We start from the raw sequence: 19453 nt of genomic DNA on the forward strand, positions 1-19453 counted from the left end.
CGAGCAAAGGCGCCGCTTAAAGCGGCGCCTTTGTGGGAGAGCAAGCAATAGTGGACGCAACCTGGAATTTGGCCTGCGAGATTGCGTGCATCAAAAGCCGAGCCGGCGCAAATCCTCCGCAACGAACATCTGGCCGCTGCGGTTGCTGACGCTCGGCAATTCGGCGACTTTCGCCCACCAGATGATTAATGGCGAAAAGCTTTCCGGCACGGCGACGCCGGCGGCGTCGGCAAACATCAGGCCCGCAAAGACCGTAATGTCAGCCATCGAGAAATCGTCGCCGGCAACGAATGGCTGGCTCTCGAGAACCGTATTGAAATATTTCATGCCGTTGAGCGCCTTGTCGCGCTGACGATTGCCCCACTCCTGGCGGCCGGCCCATTCCAGACTCTTGAACGTCTGCAGGTCGTGGCCTAAGCCGGGCGTGGCGTAGTGGAAATAGTTGCCGACCGCATCAAGCAGTTCGGTTTCGGCTCTTTTCTGCATCATATGGATGAGAGCTTTTTCCTTTGGCGTTTTTCCAGTCAGCTTCGGGTCGCCATCGAGATTGTCGAGATATTCGGTAATTGCCGTGCATTCGGCAATGAAGGTGCCGTCATCAAGCTGCAGCACGGGCAGAACGCCGGAGGGGTTTTTCTCAAGGAAAGCAGGTTGCTTGTGCTCGGCGGCTATGAGGTCGACGGAAACAAACTCCACCTGCGGTTCGAGCTGCTTCTCTGCCAGAACGATGCGAATACGAGCCGGATTGGGAAAACCGGGGCGATCGAAGATTTTCATGACGTTGCCTTTCTTTATCTATCGATAGATAGACTACAGCGCTGTAGTTATCGCTTCCCTTTTTCGTAGTCAATAACTATCTATCGGGTGATAGACAGAGGACCAATGATGGCGAAGACGAAATCCGATATGCGCGAAGCGGTCATGGCGGTGGCAAAGGCGGCGGTGCAGGCGCACGGCTATAACGCGCTGAGTTTTCGCGAGCTTGCAAAGGATGTCGGTATCAAGAGCGCCAGCGTGCATTATCATTTTCCGACAAAGGGCGCTCTCGGGGCTGCACTGGCGCGGCGCTATACGGAGGACGGCGCCACCTATCTCGATGAATTGCTGGTCAAATCCCAGGATCCCAAATGGTGCATGGATCGATATGCTGAAGTTTTTCGCGCGGCGCTCGCCAATGAAAATCGCATGTGCCTGTGCGGCATCATGAGCGCGGAATTGGATGATCTACCCCCAGAGGTGAGAAGCGAGGTCGATAATTTCGCTGCCATGAACGTCGCCTGGCTCGCGCGCGTTTTGAAACTGGCAAACCCTGACGCGGCCGAGCATGTCTTGAACGAACACGCGATGGCGATTTTTGCGGCCATTGAGGGAGCACAGCTCATCGCCCGCGGATGTCGCGACATCGCGATCTACGACCGGACGGTACAGACCTATCGGCAGACAGGGCTCATTCCGTAAGCGCGCCCGGCGCTGTGAATCCCACATGTGACCTGCTTCTACCGAGGAGCTACGGCAATATGCCCGCCGACCCCATCCAGGCACCGTCACTTCTATTTCAAAGATCGGCTTGATCGATAGCGACAGATCGGAGGCCGTGCGAGCGCGCCTGCGAGACGCATGCTAGACATGATCACACAGAAGCCTTGTCTGTACCTCCTCGATACTTTGATCATTGCGTCATTCACAGGAACAAGGCAGCATATTCTTCATTGGCGCGGCGGCAGGCCAATAGACCTTAGTATTTCTTTCGCATGCTACTTATCGCCAGGAACGCTGGCACGAAGGGGATCGACATCGTAATGGTGACACGCGCGCAGCAGATTGGCGTCGTTATCGGCTTGGCGATTGTCGCGGCGTTGACAATCCTGCGGGCAAGCGATCCCCAGTTTCTAAGGCTCGCCCGTAATTTGACATTCGACCAGTATCAGCGCCTGGTGCCCCGGACCTTCGAGAACCTGCCTGTGCGGGTCGTCGACATTGACGAAGCATCGCTGCGCGAGTTCGGTCAATGGCCGTGGCCAAGAAATCGGATTGCCGCCCTTGTCGACAGGCTCTCCGGCATGGGTGCATCCGCTATCGCTTTCGATGTGCTCTTCGCAGAGCCCGATCGCCTGTCGCCTCGCAATGTCGTTCGCGACGTCCCTGGCGTTGATCCGGCGCTGCTTGGCCAATTGCCTGACAATGATGAGATATTTGCCAAATCACTGTCCGGACGGCCTGTGGTGCTGGGTTTCGGCCTCTCCAACGAAGGAAACTATCTGCCGCCTGTCAAAGCCGGTTTTGCCTACACTGGCGCAAGTCCTTTCGGTGCGCCGCCCGCGATCAAGGCCGCGACACCGCTGCAGCCGCAATTGGAAGCCAACGCCGCCGGCATCGGGCATATCAGCCTCAATCCGGGCGCCTCGTCCGCGGTGGTGCGCGCGGTTCCGCTTTTCCTCAGCGACAGCAAGCAGCTTTACCCCAACCTTGCGATCGAGGCACTCCGGGTTGCGCAGGGAGCCTCCACCTACATACTGGACAGTGCGTCAGACGCGCCGAACACCATAACGCGGGTCAAGATCGGAGATTTCGTGGTGCCGGTAACCGCGGCGGGCGAGCTCTGGCTCTATGTCAGCCCCGACACCAAAGAAAGATATATTTCCGCAAGCAAAGTGCTCGCGACAGGAGACGTCTCCGCCGATATCAAAAACGCCATCGAAGGCAGCATCGTGTTCGTCGGGACATCTGCCGCTGGCCTGCAGGATATCCGCACGACCGCTCTGGACGAAAACGTACCGGGTGTCTCCGTGCACGCGCAGATCGTCGAGCAGATCCTTTCAGGCCGCTTCCTTTCCCGACCGGACTGGGCAGACGGTCTGGAAATCCTGTCCATCGCCGTGCTGGGCAGCCTTTTGGTAATCCTGACCACCTTCGTCACTCCGGCAGTCGCGCTCGCCTGCGGTCTGCTGATTACCTTTCTCGCCCTCGTCGCCTCCTGGACCGCCTTTCTCTACGCAGGCCTTCTCTTCGACCCGCTGGCACCGATCGTCGCCGGATCGATCACGCATTTCGCTGCGACGGCATTCCGCTTTCTCGTGACAGACCGGGAACGGCGCGACGTGCGGCGGGCCTTCGGCCATTATCTTTCACCTTCCCTGCTCTATCGCATCGAGCATACGCGCAATGCCCTGCGTCTCGGGGGAGACGAGCGCGAATTGACCGTCATGTTCGTCGATGTGCGAAACTTCACGCAGATCAGCGAGCAGATGACGCCGAGCGCCTTGGTCGCATTTCTCAACACGCTGCTAGATGCGCTGAGCCACCATGTCATCGCGAATGACGGCACGCTCGATAAGTTCATCGGGGATTCGATCATGGCCTTCTGGAACGCTCCCATTGATGTGCCAGACCATGCCGGCAAGGCCGTGCGCGCGGCGCTGGGCATGCGTGAGACGCTTGCTCGCCTCAACAGCAGCGATGCGTTCGGCTTCGGAGATGAGCGACAAGTCGCGATAGGGATCGGCATACATACCGGGCTTGCCTGCGTCGGCAATATGGGTGCGGAGACCCGCTTCAATTACTCTGCAGTCGGCGATGCCGTGAACATTGCCGCGCGAATCGAATCCGCCTGCAAGGACATCAGTTTCGACGTTCTGGTGTCCGAACCCACGGCAAAGCTGCTGTCCGATTGCGCACTGCTCGAAGCGGGAGCGCTAATGCTGAAGGGGAAGAGCATGCGAACCAAGCTCTTTGCGGTGATCGGTGATGCACGTCTGGCAAGATCCGGCGAATTTGTTGAACTTCACGCAGAGCACAAGCGGCTTGTCGAGGCCTTGCGAACACACTCGACGGGCACCCGCAAACTGATCGGCGCCGCAAAACTCAAGGCGCAGGCCGCGGCAGCAGGGTTGCTGCAGGAATTCTATGGCCATATCTCGCACAGAGCCGCGCACTTCGCCGATGAGCATGCAGATAGAGCCGATCATGCCGATACCTAGAGCAATTCCAGGAAAAGTGCGCAGTATCCGTCTTAGTCAAGCGTGTTCAGGTGTCCAAAATCGATCCTCTCGGATGAGTGCGTTTGCGAGAATGACGAGCTTTCGCATGATGGCGGTAATGGCGGCCTTGGCGGCTTTTCCGCCGGCGGTGAGTTGCTGGTATTTGCTCTTGAGGGGTGGATTGAAGCGAATGGCGACGAGGGCCGGCATATAGAGGGCGCGGCGAAGCTGGGTCCTGCCGCCTTGAATGAAGCTTTTGCCTTTCCATTGGCCGGACTGTCGCACGACCGGCGCGAGACCGGCCAGGCTGGCGGCCTGTTTGTTGGCCAGTGTTCCAAGTTCCGGCATGTCGGCAATCAGCGCCAGGGCGCAGGTTGCCCCGATACCGGGAATGCTGGTGAGGATGTCGAGACGGCGCTGCAATTGCGGCTCGGCGGCAATCAATCGACGGCTTTCGGCATCGACAGCCTCGATTTGGGCGTCGACCTGCCGCAGCCGTTGCTCGGCCTGGCGCTGCAGCAGGGGGATGGTCACATTCTTCTGCCGATGCAGGAGAGCGTTCCGGTCCTTAACGAGCGCGCGGCGAGCGGCGAGCAGTTCGGCGAGAAGATCAAGCACTTGGCTGCGCATTGGCCGGATGTCCGGGGCCATCAATGTGCCGAACCGGGCCATGACGCGCGCGTCGATGCGGTCCGTCTTGGCCAGCCGGCCACAGGCTTTGGCGAAGGCGCGTAGGCGCTGCGGGTTCACCTTGACGCCGGGCAGGTCCGCCGTTGCCAGCATGCGTTCGAGGCGCCGATGGTAGGCGCCGGTCGCCTCGAAGACAATGCGCTCGGGCGCGTAAGGCAACAGCCAGCGGATCAATGCCCGCAGCCCTTTGGCGTCGTTGGGGAACTGCTTGTCGATGCCGTCCGGCAGGAGATGGACATCGAGGCGATCTTTCGAGATGTCGATACCGAGGGTTCGTGCTATCGTATGAGCCATCTTTTCCGTGTCCCATGCTTGTCATGCGGGCCGTCAAAGCCCGGCTATCCGTTCAGGCCTCATGGAAAAGAAAGGGGCGATCCTACTGCGCAACGGTTCTGTCAAACCAGCGGTTTCTCGATCCCACCCCTCCCGCCGTCTGTGGGTGTTCAGGCCCACAGGCGGCAATCCATTGTCGCCTCAAAACAAGACAAAGTCATAAGACAAGCGGTTTTCCGTCCGGAATGCGTAAAAACAAAGGGATAGAGCGGGAAAGCGATTCCGCGAAACGCTGAACCGCTCTAGCTGATTTTGCAACCAGTGCCCGTAACCGCAATCATTGAAAGCGGACAGGATTTCGGGGCTCAGATAGCTTTGGGCTACCTATGGTGATCCCCGCCACCATTGTCGCCATGATCGCCGTCATGGCCGTCGCTGTCATGATGACCGCGATGATCATGGTGACCGTGATGATCATGATCATCGCCGTCGTCTTTGTCAGGTGTGCTCGGCGGGCTTGGAACGTCCGGTGTGCTAGGTGTTTGGGGCGTACTGGGCGCGGCCGGCGCCTCGGCACGTGGCGATTCAGGTGCGCTCGGTGTACTGGGGGCACTAGGAGTGTCGGGCGGTGACGGAGCGGGACTAGTGGCTGGAGCGCTGCGTTGGGGTGTACCGTTTGGCCGGTCTCTCATCGCGGTCGATAGGCCACAATCGCCGCCGCCGGCAAAAGCCATTCTTCCCGAAAGCCTTTGATCGCCGGACAGGAACGGTAGGGCGCGCTGGTTGCCGAGCGTCTTGAGAATATCGCGATTGACCCGGCGCGGATCACTTATCTCGCCATTGCGTTTGGCGACCACGCAGTCGCATTGCGCTTTCAATTGCCTGCAGCCGCCCGCGCCGCAAAATTGAGCGGCGCCGTTCAACAGAACTACCGCCGTCGTGCCGTTGGGGCCGACATAGAAATCAAACGCTGTTCCGCGCACACCGATCGTTCCCGCCGGCGTCACGATTTGATAGGCCGAGTGGTTTGAGTTTCCGCTCATCCAGCGAAAAGTGCCCTTCGCGGCGTTAATGGTGAGCTTTTTTACTGAACCCGAGTCGTCGAAGACGAATTTGTCGATGGTCACCGAGGAGCCGGCTCCGACAGCCAATTTCGTGCCATCTCGAAATGTGAACTGACCAAGACCGGAAATGGACGTGCGAATTCGCTCGTCCCGGTGGACCGGATCATCGACCGCCATCGGACCGCTTGCGCCGGAGACTTCAGTTTTGATCAAGACCGCCTCGCCGACCTTCTCGTCGGCTTTCGAAGGTAGCGGAGCGAACAGCGTGACGCTCAGCACAGCAATTGCGGCGTCACGCAGATATACCATCCAGACCCCCACAAAGATTATCTATGTTTTACCATAAGATAGCCGTTGGCGCCCATCATCCATTCTGAGTATAATGTATGTAGCCGGCGCCACTGGCGGGTAGGTTTTTGGCCGAAACTAAACTCCGATACAGTTTATTTCCGCGATTATCTGAAAACTCCACTTCACAACCACTACGTTTGGATCGTCGGGGTCTATGTCGACGTGCGGAAACAAACATCCATGCTAAACGCCGCGCTTGTTACCCCAAAGCAGAACGTGCAATTGCGGTAGAACCCGCGCCTCGAACCATCCGTCAGCCGTCACCCTGTCCACGAGCCAGCGCATCCGATCCAAGATGCCGTCGATATCGATCGCTGCGTCATCTGTTTCGGGCGGAGGCGGCGTGTGGTTGCCGGGCTGCAGATAGACCGGCAAGCGCGGATAGCGGGCGGAGGCATCGCGAGCATAGGCATAATCGCGGTCATCGAAAACGACGATCTTCAGCGCGATCTGCGGTCTATCGGCCGCCTGACGAAGACAGTCGTCGAAGGCATCCCAATCCGTTGCCATGCCGCTCGAAGGCGGCTTTGGGCTGAGCACCAGCACATCGAGATCGGCAAACCACTCTTTGGCGATGCTTGCCTGCGTTTCCAGAGCAAAGCTGTAGCCGTGATCATGGCCGCGGGCGATCAGCGGCCCGAGCGGCTGGATCGCCGGATTGCCGCCCGAAAGAGAGACCGTCAGCGGTTTGCCGCCAGAGAGTCGGGTCACCTCTTGCCAGATCTCGTCGACCGACATTGGCTGCCATTGGTCGCGATAGTCGCGGTCGACCGCATGCAGCGTATCGCACCAGAAGCAGCGGTAATCGCAGCCTCCGGTCCGGACGAACACGGTAGGAAGGCCGATCAATATTCCCTCGCCCTGGATAGTCGGTCCGAATATTTCGCTGACGCGAATCCGGGTCTCCCGCGCCTCGCTCATGGCCGATATTCCGCCCAGGTCCTCGGCGTCTCGCTGACGCGCACCGCCGAAGTCTCGGGCAGCCTCTGCTTACACCAGTCATAGAAGTGCTTGGCCAGATATTCCGACGTCACCCGGTCGTGACCGAGAACTTCGTTCAGATGACGGTGGTCGAAACGCTCGTCGATGTAACGCTTCAGCGGCGCAAGCTCGTGATAGTCACGGACAAAGCCGTCAGCATCGAGTTCAGCAGCCGAAAGCTCCACCTCAACGATATAATTGTGCCCGTGCAGCCGGGCGCATTGGTGATCGGCGGGAAGGTGGCTGAGTTGATGCGAGGCGGAGAAATGAAATTGCTTGGTGATGCGGAACATCACTTCACCTCCTCAGCCGAAAACCCTGCCGTCGCCGCAACCCAGAAATCCGGATCGTCGTATTCCGTCGGATCTTCGACGCCGGCGAGATGGAAAGCTTCGCGCCGTTCGACGCAGGTGCCGCAACGGCCGCAATGACGAATGCCACCCTTGTAGCAAGACCAGGTGTCGGCAAACGGCGTGCCGTTCCTCACGCCGTCGGTCACGATGTCTGCCTTGGAGACGTTCACATAGGGTGCATAGAGCGAAACGCTGGCATAACCATCCAAAGCGTGGTTCTGCATCTGCTGAAAGGCATCGATGAAGCCAGGGCGGCAATCCGGATAGATGAAATGGTCGCCGCCATGAACGGCAACGGCTACGGCATCCGCCTTTTGCGCGGCCGCAAGGCCAAAGGCGATTGCGAGCATGATTGCGTTGCGGTTCGGAACGACGGTCGCCTTCATCGTTTCCTCCGCATAATGTCCATCCGGCACCTCGACATCGTCCGTCAGGGCCGATCCGGTCAGGTGCCTGCCAATGGCGGTGATGTCGATGATATGATGCGGCACGCTGAGGCGCTTGGCGCAGGCGGCGGCAAAATCCAATTCCTTGCGATGCCGCTGTCCGTAATCGAACGAAACGAGTCCGATGAGTTGATGTTCCGCGGCGACCTTTTGGGCCAGCGAAACGGAGTCCAATCCGCCGGAGCAGATCACGATAGTCTTCATAATTTGGATCCCTTGTTTTGACCGGGTGGGCTGCGACCGGATATTTAGCCTTCCAAAAGCTATAGGCGGGTCAGTAGCAGCAGATCCCGTCAGAAGCAAGGCATGCACGATCACTCAGATAAGATCGCCGCGGCCACCGTCACCGTGACGACTCCGGACGGGAAAAGCATGCCGATCAAATTGTTGCTCGACGGCTTTCCAGAAGCGTTCGCAGCGACGAAAGCCGCAGACCGCGACGACAAGTAGCGCTGCCTGCGCCGTCACAATCATAGCATGAACAATACTTCGCGACATATCGTGTTCGACGCCTTAAGCTTAACAACGCATCTCGAAAGACAAGCAAAACTTTGGTATTTATGGGAACATAATTATATTACAACAAAGACTTAGCTTATCCTAAACTAATGAAAGAATGCTGGCGCCAATGGCCTTCACAGCAAAAGAGCTCAGCCAAAACGAGAACTTTCTGTCTGCTATATTACATAGCGCACATGAACTTATGGCGATCTACGATGAGCACCCTCGCATAGCCTCGATTTTTGCTGCGCAGCAGAGATGGCTTCTGGCGCATGCCGGCTACGCCCTGTTTCTCGGCTATCCGGATGACCCCGTGCCGGCACTCTATTCGGGTCGGTTTGTTGATTTCGCGGTCAAGCACAAAATCGCGAGCCGCAATACGGCGGCAGCCTTCCTGAAGGAAATGATTGCCTATCGTTTCGTTCGACCTACCGCCGGCAGTTCCGACCGCCGCATTACCTTGCTTGAGCCCACCGAGACGACCAATGACTACATGGCCCGCTGGATCTATACGCATTTGCTCGTCCTGGATGCGCTGGACGGCGGTGACAGGATGGCCAGAACGACCGCCAGCGCCGGCGCAGTTCTACAAATGCAGCCTGTGATCGCCAAGATGATCCTGGACAGCGAAAGCCTGAGGAATCCCGGCGTGACCTTCGCTCTGTTCAACTGGGCGACCTCCGGTGGCGTGGTGATGGATTACCTTATCTCCCGAATCAGCAAGATCGATCCCAGCTCGGACAAAGTCTTGATTGGCCCGATCTCACCGAAAATCATCCAGAGCCAATTCATGATTTCGAGTGCTCATCTGAAGCGGCTTTTCAAGCAGGCAACAGAACTCGGAAGCGTCGGTTGGCTCGGCGCTCCGGGCAAAAGCAGCTTCTGGCTTTCCCGAAACTTCGTCTCGGAATATTGGAACTATCAAGCCGAGAAATACGCGATCGTCGACACCGTCAGCCAGGCAGTTCTCGATCAGCCGGACCATTCAGCCAAAACTGGCGAAGAACTTCTCGCGCTCGCGCTTGCAATTTCCGCATAAAAGCTAGCGGAGGCCAGGCTGGGACTGGCCCCCTGCACATCGGGGTCCGATCAATTTGGATAGTGACAATAACGCATTCGAAAAATGGATGCTGTCCCCCCAACTCTGGGGCTTCCCTCGTACCATCTGAGGATAACCGAGAGCGATGATCGATGGTATTCAGCGCATGTTGAGGTCGTCGGTGGATGCAGAGATGATGTCATCGGTTCCGTCGATCTTCGGAACGGGCTTTAATGGTGAGCGCTCGGCCTGAACCAGCCGCCACTCATTTTCCAAACGATCGACTACGTGTGCGGGTATCTCCTTCCGCACGGTATCACGCTCTTGCATCGAGGCCTCCTTGATAACTACATTAGCTGAATGCCACGGGAGAAATGCTTTGTAAATCACAGCATTAAAAAGTTTAAACGATTGAATTTATTTTAATCGATTAGAGCCGGCCCGCGAATGCGAACATCCGGGCAAGGCCAAGGCGGACCTCATTTAAATGTCTGGCGGCACCGCTCGATAGAGACGTTATCTCGCCGTATACTTTTACCATCCAGGTTCGGCCTTCTTCAGCATCGCTGCGCGTTTCAGCACGACTGTCGCCTGGAACGAGATAACCCTCCTCCGGATCAATCGCGTTGAGCAGGAAGAGATAGGCGAGCGCAGGAGACATGCTGCGTTTCGGGAAATAGGAAGCAAACAGCGCCGTTGCCGTCGAGCGGTGGGAGAATATCTGATAGATACGTTTCTGAACAAACTGCACCAGCTCGGGGTCGTTTCTGTCTACGAGCAACGCATAGGGCTCGTAGGTCAGATATTCGGCGCCGGTTGGCTGCTCAACCGAACATGGGCTGTTCTTGGCATTCCAGGTGTCGAGCTTACCGAGAATAAGCTCGCGATCGCCCATGAATATAGGCCGCAGTCCCGTTTTTGCGCCGCAAAACCATTGGATGAGTTCCCCATAACTTTCCATGGGGCAGAAATGATATTCGCGCCAGGACTTTTTATCGGTCTTGTTGTCCTCGGCAGCTGAGTTGGTCGGTGGGCATACGGGATCGGTAAGGTCCGATTCCAGCGTCTCCAGGTTTGCCTCCTGGAATGCCGTATTGCACACTTCGATTTGCTCCGCTGGCTCGTCTCCATTGTTCGTGCCGGGTGAGCAGATTTCCTTCAACGTCGCTAGCACTTTTCTAGCCATCTCCTTGGACGGCAGAGGGAGAAACGATGGAGCTTCATCCGGCGGCAGAATTGTCAGACCATTCACAATCCGAGCATTCTCCACCGCCTTTTCTATCGTTTTTTGGGTGGCTTCCAGAGCCTCGCCACTTGCCCGAAACATCTGGATCCTGCGCTTTGCCGCGGCGGCCGCATCAAGAAACCGGCACCTTTCGTAGAGCGCTTTTCGCTGAGTAGGCGCAATCGCCTTGAAGAGGTCGACCTGACAGCTCTTCAAAGCGACGTCAGCGGCGGTGGTCGCTGAGACATAACCAATGGCGACGTCGCCTCCGCGCGTTGTTGGATCCCTTGACGACCGATCCAGGTATGAGACGCCGGAAGTGAAGACGATGGGCGAGTAAATGCTGTTCCAGTTACGCTTGGCCTCACCGTCGTCACTGTTAGCGCTGAGCGACGATCCGGAAAAGCGCATGGTGATCGTGTCACACAGAACCTGGATAGGTTGCTTGTTGCCGACCCGTTCCCCATTCACCAGCTTGAAACGTTCGGCCACCTCAACCGACTGCTCCTCGACCGTGTACTCTCCGCCCTCGAATATCTGATGACACAGATCGGCCAGGTAGCCGATGTAGTGAGGCTTTCCGCGTCCGTCATCGACAAGGTAGGAAAATGGCTCGACATCGTCGCGAAAGCCAACTCTGATCTCCCTGGCGAGAACTGGCGTACTCAAGGCAAAAGCGGTCGCCAGCATGATGCTGAAGGCCAATCCGGCGGCCTTACGGTCGATCCGCAGGCGCACGCGGCTGGACCCGGGCTGACCCAAAACCCAAGTCGACAGAAAGACCAGGATGATCAATATCAGGCGACTGAGCGTGTCCGTGCGCCGGCTGCATTCGGCGGTCGCAATGGTCGCCATTTTCAAGCATTCATCGGCCCAGCGGGGATCCCAGAACGAACTATGGGCGATGGAGAACACAAAGACCGCAATAGCGCAAGTCACGGCATAGCCAAGCACGGGTCTGCCTCGAGCCCGCTCATCGGCTGCCATCAGGCATATAGGCACCATGGGAATAACGGTGACGGCAAGAGTCGGATAATAGAGCATGAAGGGGCTCGATCCTCCAACTAGCAGGGCATTGAAATAATTCGCGTTCTGAGCGACGGCGAATGCGCGCAGCATCGCGACACCGGTTAATCCGACGACTGACACAGCCAGGGCAAGTGCGAGGCACGCCATCATCTGCGACAATCGCGATGAATGGCTATATTCCCTGCCTGATTGGGCTCCAGCCCAATCCTTCGTGTCCCATCGATATTGGCGGAGCGAAAATGCAGCAAGAAGAGGCAACCAGGTAAGCGAAGCGATTGTCAGCGTTCCCACAAGTGCAGTGAGCAGGACGCCGGCCAAATTTGTCGTTTCGACATATTGGCCGACAAGCTCTTGCGTGCCCTGCCAGGCGCCAGCTGCAAATAGGATGAAGACTGGAATGAGCGATACCAGAAGCCCGGCTTCGGGGCCGCTGCCGACAGCATCGGGCCGATCTGTTTCTCGCAGCAGATCGGCAAGGGCATCGATAGGATGTACATCGTTCGGTTTTGGCGCGTTCCCCGGTCCTCGAAAATCCGGATCGCGCTCGAGGAAGATCGCGAGCAAGGTCACCAGCTCAAAACGGATAGCGGTTGCGTCCTTGATGACTTGCGAAAGATAATCATCAAACCGTGCTTCCCTTTCACTGGAATGCGCTTCTGGCTTAGTTGGATCCCCAGTTTCCCGCAGCCTCCGCTGACAGTCATTCAGCAGCTTATCCGCCCTGGCGACGAAATCGCTCTCAGCCTCCCGCACGTGCGTTGACACCTCGGCTCCTGGCCAACTGCCACGGGTGGTCTTCGCCCAAACGACCAGGAGTTCGATTTCCGACAGGAGGTTGAGCAGCTCCTTTTTGCGGGAGATCCGCTTCCCGAGTAACCGTTTGACGCGTTCATTGCCTTCGATTTGCTCGTTCCAGTTCTTGCGATAGTCGTCCAACAACTCACGAAGCGAGCCCGCGCTTTTGTTGCCTCGGTCTCCCTTCGCATCCTGAGTTAGACGAACCGAAGGTTCCTCCAGCGTGGCGATGAGGCTGCGCGTCGTCTGCTCGATACGCACGGGGATACCCGCGGCCCGGAAAGCACGATTTCGAAGCCACTCTTCGGCAAGCCGCACGGGGGGAAGCAGATCGGCGAGCCCAGCAAAGGCGAAGGCAAGCGTGAGCGGCCATTGCGGGCTGTCGAACTTCAATTCGGCAATATCGACCGAGATGCCGGCAACGGGAATCATCTGCGTTGCCTGGAAGATGAGCTTGCCGAAAAACGTGAGCGATATATAGAGGATGAGCAGCGCACCCGCGTAGATGAAATAGGCTCTGTGGAGTGAATTTTGGCCGCCGAGATCGGTAGCGTCGAAGTTGCGTAGCGCTTCGGATGTGGCGCTGATGTTCTTCCCCTTGCTTTTGAACCGCGGCCACGAGAAGAACATCACGAAAACGCAGCCGAAAGCGAAGGCGTAGAGAAAAGACGGATCGAACCGAACGCCCATCATGGGAAGTTGCGGCACGTCGGTGAGACTTAGACCCTGGTACTTCCAGAGCGACCAAGGGATATCTGCAGGCCAAGGATTATCCATCCGCCCCCCTTGAGACAATCACATAGTTCTCAAGCAGAACCAATCAGAGCCGGTAGATCCGAGCTAATCCCTGCTAGCAGCGAGCCACGTTCGGGTCGCATGGGCCTGCCATAGCCGCGGGTGAAACGGCCGCCACGGTCGACAAGCATAGACCTATAGCGATGAGAAGAACGAAAATACGCATCTTACCCTCCCCTAATTCTCTTTATAGTAGCAGACGTGGGCGACCGAGGGAAGAGGGCGGCGCTTGAGGCGGTAGCTCGAGATGAACAAAAAACACCGAAAATACGGGGTTGTCGTGGTCATCCAAATGCCGTTCCACTTCGCCTTTTTGCCATCATGCATTGAATTAGCATGTTCGTAAATTCATCGTACATATCCGTGACCGCCGCCGTATCGCCGAGATGATCGCCTATCCCGGCTTTCGCAGGGTAATCGGCGCCAACATGCGCTCAGGTCTTTCCGAAATGTGGGACTCGCTGAATAAATGCAGCTATCTCGGGCGCTGCCGGCGTTATTGCCTGGAACTGACGCTGAGGGACCTGGAGTCCTATCGCCCCGGCATCCGCGCCCAGGCCGTCCTCGCCGACGGCACGCTGGTGCATCGTGCGGTCGATGGTTCGAACCATCGACCGCACGATCGTTGAGGTACGGAATTTTAAGCCGCTTGCGACTGCGACAGTCCATCCATCGCCATGGCGCGGGCCGCCACAAAATCGACCTTGCCAGAGCCGAGGACCGGCACCTTGCAGACGGTGACTTCTGCAGGGACCATCATTTCAGTGGCGCCCTTCGATTTGGCGAATGTCAGGAAATCACTTCGAGTGGCGTTTGCCGCATCGGTCAGCAGCACGAGACGCTCGCCTTTCTTCGGGTCCGGCACCGCGGAGACGACGCTGAGAGCACCGGGCCAAAGCTGCGCGGCAAGGGTTTCCACTGCAGCAAGTGAGATCATCTCGCCGCCGATCTTGGCGAAGCGCTTGGCGCGGCCGCGGATCTTCACGAAGCCGTCCTCATCGATGGTGACGATATCGCCGGTATCATGCCAGCCTTCCGGCAGCGGCTCGAGGATGCCGGGATTGTCGGCGCGCAGGTAGCCGGCCATCACGTTGGCACCGCGGATGAGAAGACGGCCGCCCTCTTCGATACCAGGAACCGGCTCGAGCTTCCATTCCATGCCCGGCATGATCTTGCCGACCGTTCCCGAGCGATTGTACATCGGCGTATTCAGCGAGATCACCGGGGCTGCCTCGGTCACGCCATAGCCTTCGAGGATGCGCAAACCGAATTTCTCCATATAGACCTCCCGGGTCGACGCCTTCACCGGCTCGGCGCCCGAGAAGATGTAGCGGATCGATCTCAAGTCATAAGGATGGGCGGTGCGCGCATAGCCGTTCAGGAACGTATCCGTGCCGAAGACGATGCTCGCGTTCGAGACGTAGATCAGCTCCGGAACGATGCGATAGTGCAGCGGCGACGGATAAAAGAACACTGGCACGCCCGAGACCAGCGGCAGGATCGTGCCCGCTGTTAGGCCGAAGGAGTGGAACATCGGCAGGATGTTGAATACCTTGTCGCCGGGGTGGAAGTCGATGCGCGAAGCCGCTTGGGCCGCGTTCGACAGGATATTGCGGTGAGTCAGCACCACTCCCTTTGGCGCACCTTCGGAGCCGGAGGTGAAAAGGATCACTGCCGGATCATCAGCACCACATTTGACCAGCGGCCGATATTTGCGAAGCAGACCGACGATCTTATCGAGGAGGGTCACCTGCGTACGCAGCTCATCCAGCCAGACAAAGGTCACCTGCTTTTCGAGTTCCTCGACCACCGGGCCGAGCTTTGCCTGCGTGATGAAGGCGCGCGAGCTCAGGACATGCTTGACCTCTGCAGTCCTGCAAGCCGAAAGGATATTTGTAGCGCCGGCCGTGAAATTCAGCATGGCCGGAACTTTGCCTGCCGACATGACGCCAAAGACGGTCGCGGCCGTGCCGTTCGCGTTTGGCAGCATGACGCCAAGCGTCTTCTCCTTGGGGAACATCTTCCTGAACTTCGCACCCAGCACCGCAGCACCGGTGAGAAGCTTGGCATAGGACAGCTTGCCGGCGATCGGGTCCTCGACGGCGAGTCTCCTGCCGCCGTATTCGTGGGCGGTTTCGATGACGCGACCGAGGACCGTGTTGTCGGTGTCGGCCGTGCGGAACATCAGTGTCGACATGATCTGGTAGAGGGCAGCACCGGCCGCGATGCGACGCTTCCTGCCCTTCAGCTCCGCCGGAACGTCGAGCTTGACCGGTTCGAGGATCGTCACTTTGACCTTGGGAAAGAGACAGCGGCGAACATGGCTCGACGTCAGATAGGAGGCGTAGCTCTTTTCCAGACCGTCGATACGCACCGGCACAATCATGGTGCCCGTCTTGTCGGCGACCATGGCGGCGCCGTCATAGACCTTCATCAGCGTGCCAGTAACGGTCAGACGCCCCTCGGGGAAAATGCCGACCGGGCTGCCGTCCTGGATCACCTTGATCAGCGAGCGCGTCGCCATCGGCTTTGTCGGGTCTAGCGGCAGGAATTTGCACTTCGTCAGCAGCGGCCGCACCCACCATTTCTTGGCAAAGGAATAGTCGATCGCAAATACAGGCTCTTCCTCGGTGATGGCGAGTGCCAGAGCGCCGTCGAGCAGGCTTACATGGTTGAGGGCGATGATCGGTGCGGGGCCGGCCTTGCGGATATTTTCCAGACCTTCGACTTCCAGCCGCATGAAGGCGCGGAAGATGATAGAGATGAGGTCGCGGAAGGCGTTGGTCGGCAGCATCTTCAGCATGACCCAGGCGATCGCGATGTTGAGCACGGAGATGCTGAGAATAATCACCGGAACCGACAGGCCGACAGCCTGTAGGACAGCCACGAGCGTCAGGCCGACGGCGATGAAGAGAGCGGAGAGAACATTCGAGGCGCCGATGACGCGGGCACGGCGATCCTCATGTGCCCAGCTCTGCATTGCCGCAAAGGTCGGAACCGCAAGGAAGGCACCGCCGATCGCCATGCCGGCGAGATCGATGGCAACGCGGAAGGTCTTCGGCCCGGCGAAGAAGGCGAGAATGGTTTCGGCGTGGTCGGTCGACTGAAGGCCCCAGAGGTTCCAGGCGAGATCGAGACCAAAGAGCGCAACGATCAGCATGCCGATAGGCGCCGGCAAAAGCACGATGCGGCCGGCAGCCATCCATCCGGCAATGGCCGAGCCGACGGCAACGGATATGGCAAAGATCGCCAGATAGGCGGGAACGACGATTTCCGAGCCACCGAGAATATCGGTTACCATGACAGGCAGCATCGACATGATGAAGGCACCGACGAACCAGAACCAGCAGTTCATCAGCGAGGCACGCCAGATGCGGCTATCGGCGCGAAGCTCGTTGACCAACCTGCAGCTTGAACGCACGACATTGGTGTCGACGACAAGATCGGGAGCCTTGGAACCGGTCGAGGGGATCATGCGCGCAGCAAACCAGCAGAGGATGGAAAGCCCCATCATCATCGGGCCGAAGATCCAGACATTCTCGCCCTCGCGGAAGGCGACCGCCGCGACCATGGTGCCGGTGAGAATGGCGATGAAGGTGCCTCCCTCGATCCAGGCGTTCGCTTTGGGAAGATCCCGGCTTTGCAAATGATCCGGCAGGATGCCGTATTTGATCGGCCCAAAGAGGGAGGAAATGACGCCAAAGCCGAAGAGGGCAAGCATCAGGATCCAGATAGACGAGAAGGCGATACCGACGACGGAGATCGCCGCCACTCCAAGCTCGCAGCGCTTCAGAAGCTCGGCCATCTCGGCCTTGTCGTATTTGTCGGCGAGCTCACCGGCAATCGCCGACAGCAGCAGAAACGGCACAATGAAGATGCCGCCGGCAAGCGTCACCAGCGCCGCACCCTCTGTCGCCATTTGCGCGAGAATGACAAAAACCAGTGTCTGCTTGAGGAAATTATCATTGAAGGCGGTGAGGAACTGCGTCCAGAACAGTGGCGCGAACTTCCTCGATCTCATCAGGTGCTTTTGCATGGCGTACCCCCTCGTTCAGCCAACAAGACGCCACAGAGTGATTACGCAAAGGTTGAGTGCGAATACAACTCTGCGGCGTAGTTAACAAAGATTAGTCCTGACCGTCACGATTGAACTTGACCAGGAGCTTCTCCGTACGGGCGTCCTCGACCTTGCGGATCAGCTTGTCGGCCTCGGTATTGTCGCGGATCGTCTTTGTAACGTTGACCGCCGTCTGCACCAGCATCAGGATACCCATCGCCAGATAGCCTTTGCCCCAGAGATCGATCGGCATCATGTAAAGCCCGACGAAAAGCATGAAGGCGGCGACTCCAAAGGAGATATAGGAAAAGCTGACCCAAGCCTGGGAATGTTTCTGAAAGCTGTCGTTCATAATCATATCCTCTTTTATATGTTCATATGTTGGTGTGTTCAGTCTCAGGCGGCCGAATTCGCGCGTTCGCGAAGGCGGGCAAGCACGCCGTCGGCCGAAGGGCCAAGCGGCGTGCCGAAGCCGGCGTTGGCCAGCTTTTCGATGGCGACTTCTGGCCGGTTAGCGGCGTCCATTTCCTTCATGGCCGCTGCAGCAATCTCGCAGCGATCCTGATGGGCCCGAAGGCGGGCAAGCGTTTCCTCGGCGTCGTTCAAAGTCGCCAGCCCGGAATTGTTATCGCATACGGTGTCGAGTTTCTGGGTCTCCTTGATGGCGTGGGCCAGGCGCTCGCCACGCTGCAATTCCTGCAGGCGCGCTTCCGATGCGCTAACGGTTGCCTTGAGCTTGCCGATCGTCTGGGTGAATTGCGCTTGCGCCTTCTCGGAAGCATCGCGCTCGGCTTCGAACTGGGCGATCGCCTCGGCCGCTTCCCTGGCAAGCTCGCCGCTCCCCTTCTGCAAGGCAGCAATCGTCCGGGTTTCCAGATCCGCGATGCGACCGACAATCACCGCCTGCCGGCTCTTTTCCTGCTCATTCTGCGCAACCGCAATTGCCACCGCCCGCCGTGCCGACTGAATGGCACCAGCCGCGTCGCGGATCTGCTGCGCGAGTAGAGGCACGGCGTTGCGGTCCATGAAAGCCTGCTCCGCATCGTGGGCCCGACCGCGAATAAGCGTCAGAATTGAATTGAACATTTGTCGCCTCCGATTTATGAACGATGTTCACGAAGCAAGGTATGCCAGAATCGTGAACACCGTTCAAGGATAATTTTGAACGACGTTCAAAAATCGAATTGGAATGGTTAATGGCGAGAAAAACCCTGGAAAAGCGTGAGGATCTGAAGCTGCGGCTGATCGAGGCGGCACGCAATCGCATAGCGGCCGACGGACTTTCCAACCTGCGGGCGCGCGACATCACACAGGATGTTGGCTGCGCTCTTGGAGGCCTTTACACTGTCTTTGCCGATCTCGACAATTTGGTCGTTCACGTCAATTCGGCCACACTGAAGATGCTTGAGGCCTCCTTGACGCTGGCTGAGGTCAAGGATCACACGCCGACGGACCGACTGCGCAACCTCGCACTCGGCTACCTGCGGTTCGCGGTCGCCCATCGCAATTTATGGAAAGCACTCTTCGACCATCGGCCGCCAGACGACCGCCCGAGCCCCGAATGGCACCTTCAAGAGCATATGTTCCTGATGGGCGTCATTGCCGAGCCGCTCACCGAACTGCAGCCGACCATGTCGGAGACAGCGCGCGCCATCCGCGCGAGAACCCTGTTCGGTGCCGTTCATGGTGTTGTCAGCATCAGCCTGGAAGGACGGTTCGTTGGCCTTCCGGCCGAAAGCCTGGAACGGGAGCTCGACGACTTCATCCTGACGGTCGCGGCCGGAGCCGCTGCGAGACAGGGCTAAGGCATGCCGGGACACAGAGGAGCCTTTATCCCGGATAACGAAGTCCACCATAGAAGGTCTCCCAGCGCGCAA

At 58.1% G+C, this 19453-nt stretch carries 17 protein-coding genes; 6 read left to right on the forward strand and 11 right to left on the reverse strand.

The window, feature by feature from the left end:
- Positions 1 to 90: 90 nt before the first annotated feature.
- Positions 91 to 777, reverse strand: coding sequence for a glutathione S-transferase family protein (locus tag CCGE525_RS32590; RefSeq protein WP_120708300.1), 687 nt, complete (start codon positions 775 to 777; stop codon positions 91 to 93).
- Between the two features lie 105 nt (positions 778 to 882).
- Between CCGE525_RS32590 and CCGE525_RS32595 the strand changes: the two genes are divergently transcribed.
- Both CCGE525_RS32595 and CCGE525_RS32600 read left to right on the forward strand, forming a co-directional pair.
- Positions 883 to 1458, forward strand: coding sequence for a TetR/AcrR family transcriptional regulator (locus CCGE525_RS32595; RefSeq protein ID WP_120708301.1), 576 nt, complete (start codon positions 883 to 885; stop codon positions 1456 to 1458).
- A gap of 341 nt (positions 1459 to 1799) precedes the next feature.
- Positions 1800 to 3977 (forward strand): CHASE2 domain-containing protein, encoded by a 2178-nt coding sequence (locus CCGE525_RS32600; protein WP_281024667.1) that lies wholly within the window; start codon positions 1800 to 1802, stop codon positions 3975 to 3977.
- Positions 3978 to 4013: 36 nt separating this feature from the next.
- Here the strand turns inward: CCGE525_RS32600 and CCGE525_RS32605 are convergent, their stop codons facing one another.
- The 5 genes from CCGE525_RS32605 to queC form a co-directional block, all read right to left on the reverse strand.
- Positions 4014 to 4961 carry an IS110 family RNA-guided transposase gene (locus CCGE525_RS32605; RefSeq protein ID WP_120703185.1) on the reverse strand — a complete coding sequence of 316 codons (948 nt, stop codon included), beginning with the start codon at positions 4959 to 4961 and terminating at the stop codon, positions 4014 to 4016.
- Positions 4962 to 5320: 359 nt separating this feature from the next.
- The gene (locus CCGE525_RS32610; RefSeq protein WP_120708302.1) at positions 5321 to 6313 is read right to left on the reverse strand and encodes a FecR family protein; all 993 of its coding nucleotides are present in this window, start codon (positions 6311 to 6313) and stop codon (positions 5321 to 5323) included.
- A gap of 225 nt (positions 6314 to 6538) precedes the next feature.
- Complete coding sequence (queE, locus tag CCGE525_RS32615; RefSeq protein ID WP_120708303.1) at positions 6539 to 7276, reverse strand: 7-carboxy-7-deazaguanine synthase QueE; 738 nt, start codon at positions 7274 to 7276, stop codon at positions 6539 to 6541.
- Complete coding sequence (gene queD, locus CCGE525_RS32620; protein ID WP_120708304.1) at positions 7273 to 7629, reverse strand: 6-carboxytetrahydropterin synthase QueD; 357 nt, start codon at positions 7627 to 7629, stop codon at positions 7273 to 7275. The genes queE and queD overlap by 4 nt, the downstream gene beginning before the upstream one ends.
- Positions 7629 to 8339, reverse strand: coding sequence for a 7-cyano-7-deazaguanine synthase QueC (gene queC, locus CCGE525_RS32625; protein ID WP_120708305.1), 711 nt, complete (start codon positions 8337 to 8339; stop codon positions 7629 to 7631). Before queC ends, queD begins: the two co-directional genes overlap by 1 nt.
- A 102-nt stretch (positions 8340 to 8441) precedes the next feature.
- Between queC and CCGE525_RS38560 the strand changes: the two genes are divergently transcribed.
- Both CCGE525_RS38560 and CCGE525_RS32630 read left to right on the forward strand, forming a co-directional pair.
- Positions 8442 to 8585, forward strand: coding sequence for an invasion associated locus B family protein (locus CCGE525_RS38560; RefSeq protein ID WP_162950369.1), 144 nt, complete (start codon positions 8442 to 8444; stop codon positions 8583 to 8585).
- A 178-nt stretch (positions 8586 to 8763) separates the two neighbouring features.
- Positions 8764 to 9675: a hypothetical protein gene (locus tag CCGE525_RS32630; protein ID WP_120708758.1), complete on the forward strand. Its 912-nt coding sequence runs from the start codon at positions 8764 to 8766 to the stop codon at positions 9673 to 9675.
- 159 nt (positions 9676 to 9834) lie between these two features.
- Here the strand turns inward: CCGE525_RS32630 and CCGE525_RS38565 are convergent, their stop codons facing one another.
- Together CCGE525_RS38565 and CCGE525_RS32635 are read right to left on the reverse strand one after the other, a co-directional pair.
- Positions 9835 to 10005 (reverse strand): hypothetical protein, encoded by a 171-nt coding sequence (locus CCGE525_RS38565; protein ID WP_162950261.1) that lies wholly within the window; start codon positions 10003 to 10005, stop codon positions 9835 to 9837.
- Between the two features lie 100 nt (positions 10006 to 10105).
- The gene (locus CCGE525_RS32635) at positions 10106 to 12985 is read right to left on the reverse strand and encodes a type 2 periplasmic-binding domain-containing protein (protein ID WP_245472235.1); all 2880 of its coding nucleotides are present in this window, start codon (positions 12983 to 12985) and stop codon (positions 10106 to 10108) included.
- Between the two features lie 920 nt (positions 12986 to 13905).
- Here CCGE525_RS32635 and CCGE525_RS32640 point away from each other — a divergent pair.
- Positions 13906 to 14148 carry a hypothetical protein gene (locus CCGE525_RS32640; protein ID WP_120708306.1) on the forward strand — a complete coding sequence of 81 codons (243 nt, stop codon included), beginning with the start codon at positions 13906 to 13908 and terminating at the stop codon, positions 14146 to 14148.
- 11 nt (positions 14149 to 14159) lie between these two features.
- Here CCGE525_RS32640 and CCGE525_RS32645 read toward each other — a convergent pair whose 3' ends face one another.
- The 3 genes from CCGE525_RS32645 to CCGE525_RS32655 form a co-directional block, all read right to left on the reverse strand.
- The gene (locus CCGE525_RS32645; RefSeq protein ID WP_120708307.1) at positions 14160 to 17555 is read right to left on the reverse strand and encodes an acyl-[ACP]--phospholipid O-acyltransferase; all 3396 of its coding nucleotides are present in this window, start codon (positions 17553 to 17555) and stop codon (positions 14160 to 14162) included.
- A gap of 91 nt (positions 17556 to 17646) precedes the next feature.
- The gene (locus CCGE525_RS32650; protein WP_120708308.1) at positions 17647 to 17928 is read right to left on the reverse strand and encodes a YiaA/YiaB family inner membrane protein; all 282 of its coding nucleotides are present in this window, start codon (positions 17926 to 17928) and stop codon (positions 17647 to 17649) included.
- A 44-nt stretch (positions 17929 to 17972) separates the two neighbouring features.
- Complete coding sequence (locus tag CCGE525_RS32655; RefSeq protein WP_120708309.1) at positions 17973 to 18662, reverse strand: PspA/IM30 family protein; 690 nt, start codon at positions 18660 to 18662, stop codon at positions 17973 to 17975.
- A gap of 110 nt (positions 18663 to 18772) precedes the next feature.
- On the opposite strand from CCGE525_RS32655, the gene CCGE525_RS32660 reads away from it, so the two are divergent.
- Positions 18773 to 19381 (forward strand): TetR/AcrR family transcriptional regulator, encoded by a 609-nt coding sequence (locus CCGE525_RS32660; protein WP_120708310.1) that lies wholly within the window; start codon positions 18773 to 18775, stop codon positions 19379 to 19381.
- Positions 19382 to 19453 lie beyond the last annotated feature (72 nt).

The sequence above is a fragment of the Rhizobium jaguaris genome (genome assembly GCF_003627755.1).
Lineage (GTDB): Bacteria > Pseudomonadota > Alphaproteobacteria > Rhizobiales > Rhizobiaceae > Rhizobium > Rhizobium jaguaris.

Bases quoted from the DNA above. Each gene is read 5' to 3' on its own strand.
- CCGE525_RS32590 (WP_120708300.1), bottom strand. From the start codon at position 777: ATGAAAATCTTCGATCGCCCCGGTTTTCCCAATCCGGCTCGTATTCGC.
- CCGE525_RS32595 (WP_120708301.1), top strand. From the start codon at position 883: ATGATGGCGAAGACGAAATCCGATATGCGCGAAGCGGTCATGGCGGTG.
- CCGE525_RS32600 (WP_281024667.1), top strand. From the start codon at position 1,800: ATGGTGACACGCGCGCAGCAGATTGGCGTCGTTATCGGCTTGGCGATT.
- CCGE525_RS32605 (WP_120703185.1), bottom strand. From the start codon at position 4,961: ATGGCTCATACGATAGCACGAACCCTCGGTATCGACATCTCGAAAGAT.
- CCGE525_RS32610 (WP_120708302.1), bottom strand. From the start codon at position 6,313: ATGGTATATCTGCGTGACGCCGCAATTGCTGTGCTGAGCGTCACGCTG.
- queE (WP_120708303.1), bottom strand. From the start codon at position 7,276: ATGAGCGAGGCGCGGGAGACCCGGATTCGCGTCAGCGAAATATTCGGA.
- queD (WP_120708304.1), bottom strand. From the start codon at position 7,629: ATGTTCCGCATCACCAAGCAATTTCATTTCTCCGCCTCGCATCAACTC.
- queC (WP_120708305.1), bottom strand. From the start codon at position 8,339: ATGAAGACTATCGTGATCTGCTCCGGCGGATTGGACTCCGTTTCGCTG.
- CCGE525_RS38560 (WP_162950369.1), top strand. From the start codon at position 8,442: ATGCACGATCACTCAGATAAGATCGCCGCGGCCACCGTCACCGTGACG.
- CCGE525_RS32630 (WP_120708758.1), top strand. From the start codon at position 8,764: ATGGCCTTCACAGCAAAAGAGCTCAGCCAAAACGAGAACTTTCTGTCT.
- CCGE525_RS38565 (WP_162950261.1), bottom strand. From the start codon at position 10,005: ATGCAAGAGCGTGATACCGTGCGGAAGGAGATACCCGCACACGTAGTC.
- CCGE525_RS32640 (WP_120708306.1), top strand. From the start codon at position 13,906: ATGATCGCCTATCCCGGCTTTCGCAGGGTAATCGGCGCCAACATGCGC.
- CCGE525_RS32645 (WP_120708307.1), bottom strand. From the start codon at position 17,555: ATGCAAAAGCACCTGATGAGATCGAGGAAGTTCGCGCCACTGTTCTGG.
- CCGE525_RS32650 (WP_120708308.1), bottom strand. From the start codon at position 17,928: ATGAACGACAGCTTTCAGAAACATTCCCAGGCTTGGGTCAGCTTTTCC.
- CCGE525_RS32655 (WP_120708309.1), bottom strand. From the start codon at position 18,662: ATGTTCAATTCAATTCTGACGCTTATTCGCGGTCGGGCCCACGATGCG.
- CCGE525_RS32660 (WP_120708310.1), top strand. From the start codon at position 18,773: ATGGCGAGAAAAACCCTGGAAAAGCGTGAGGATCTGAAGCTGCGGCTG.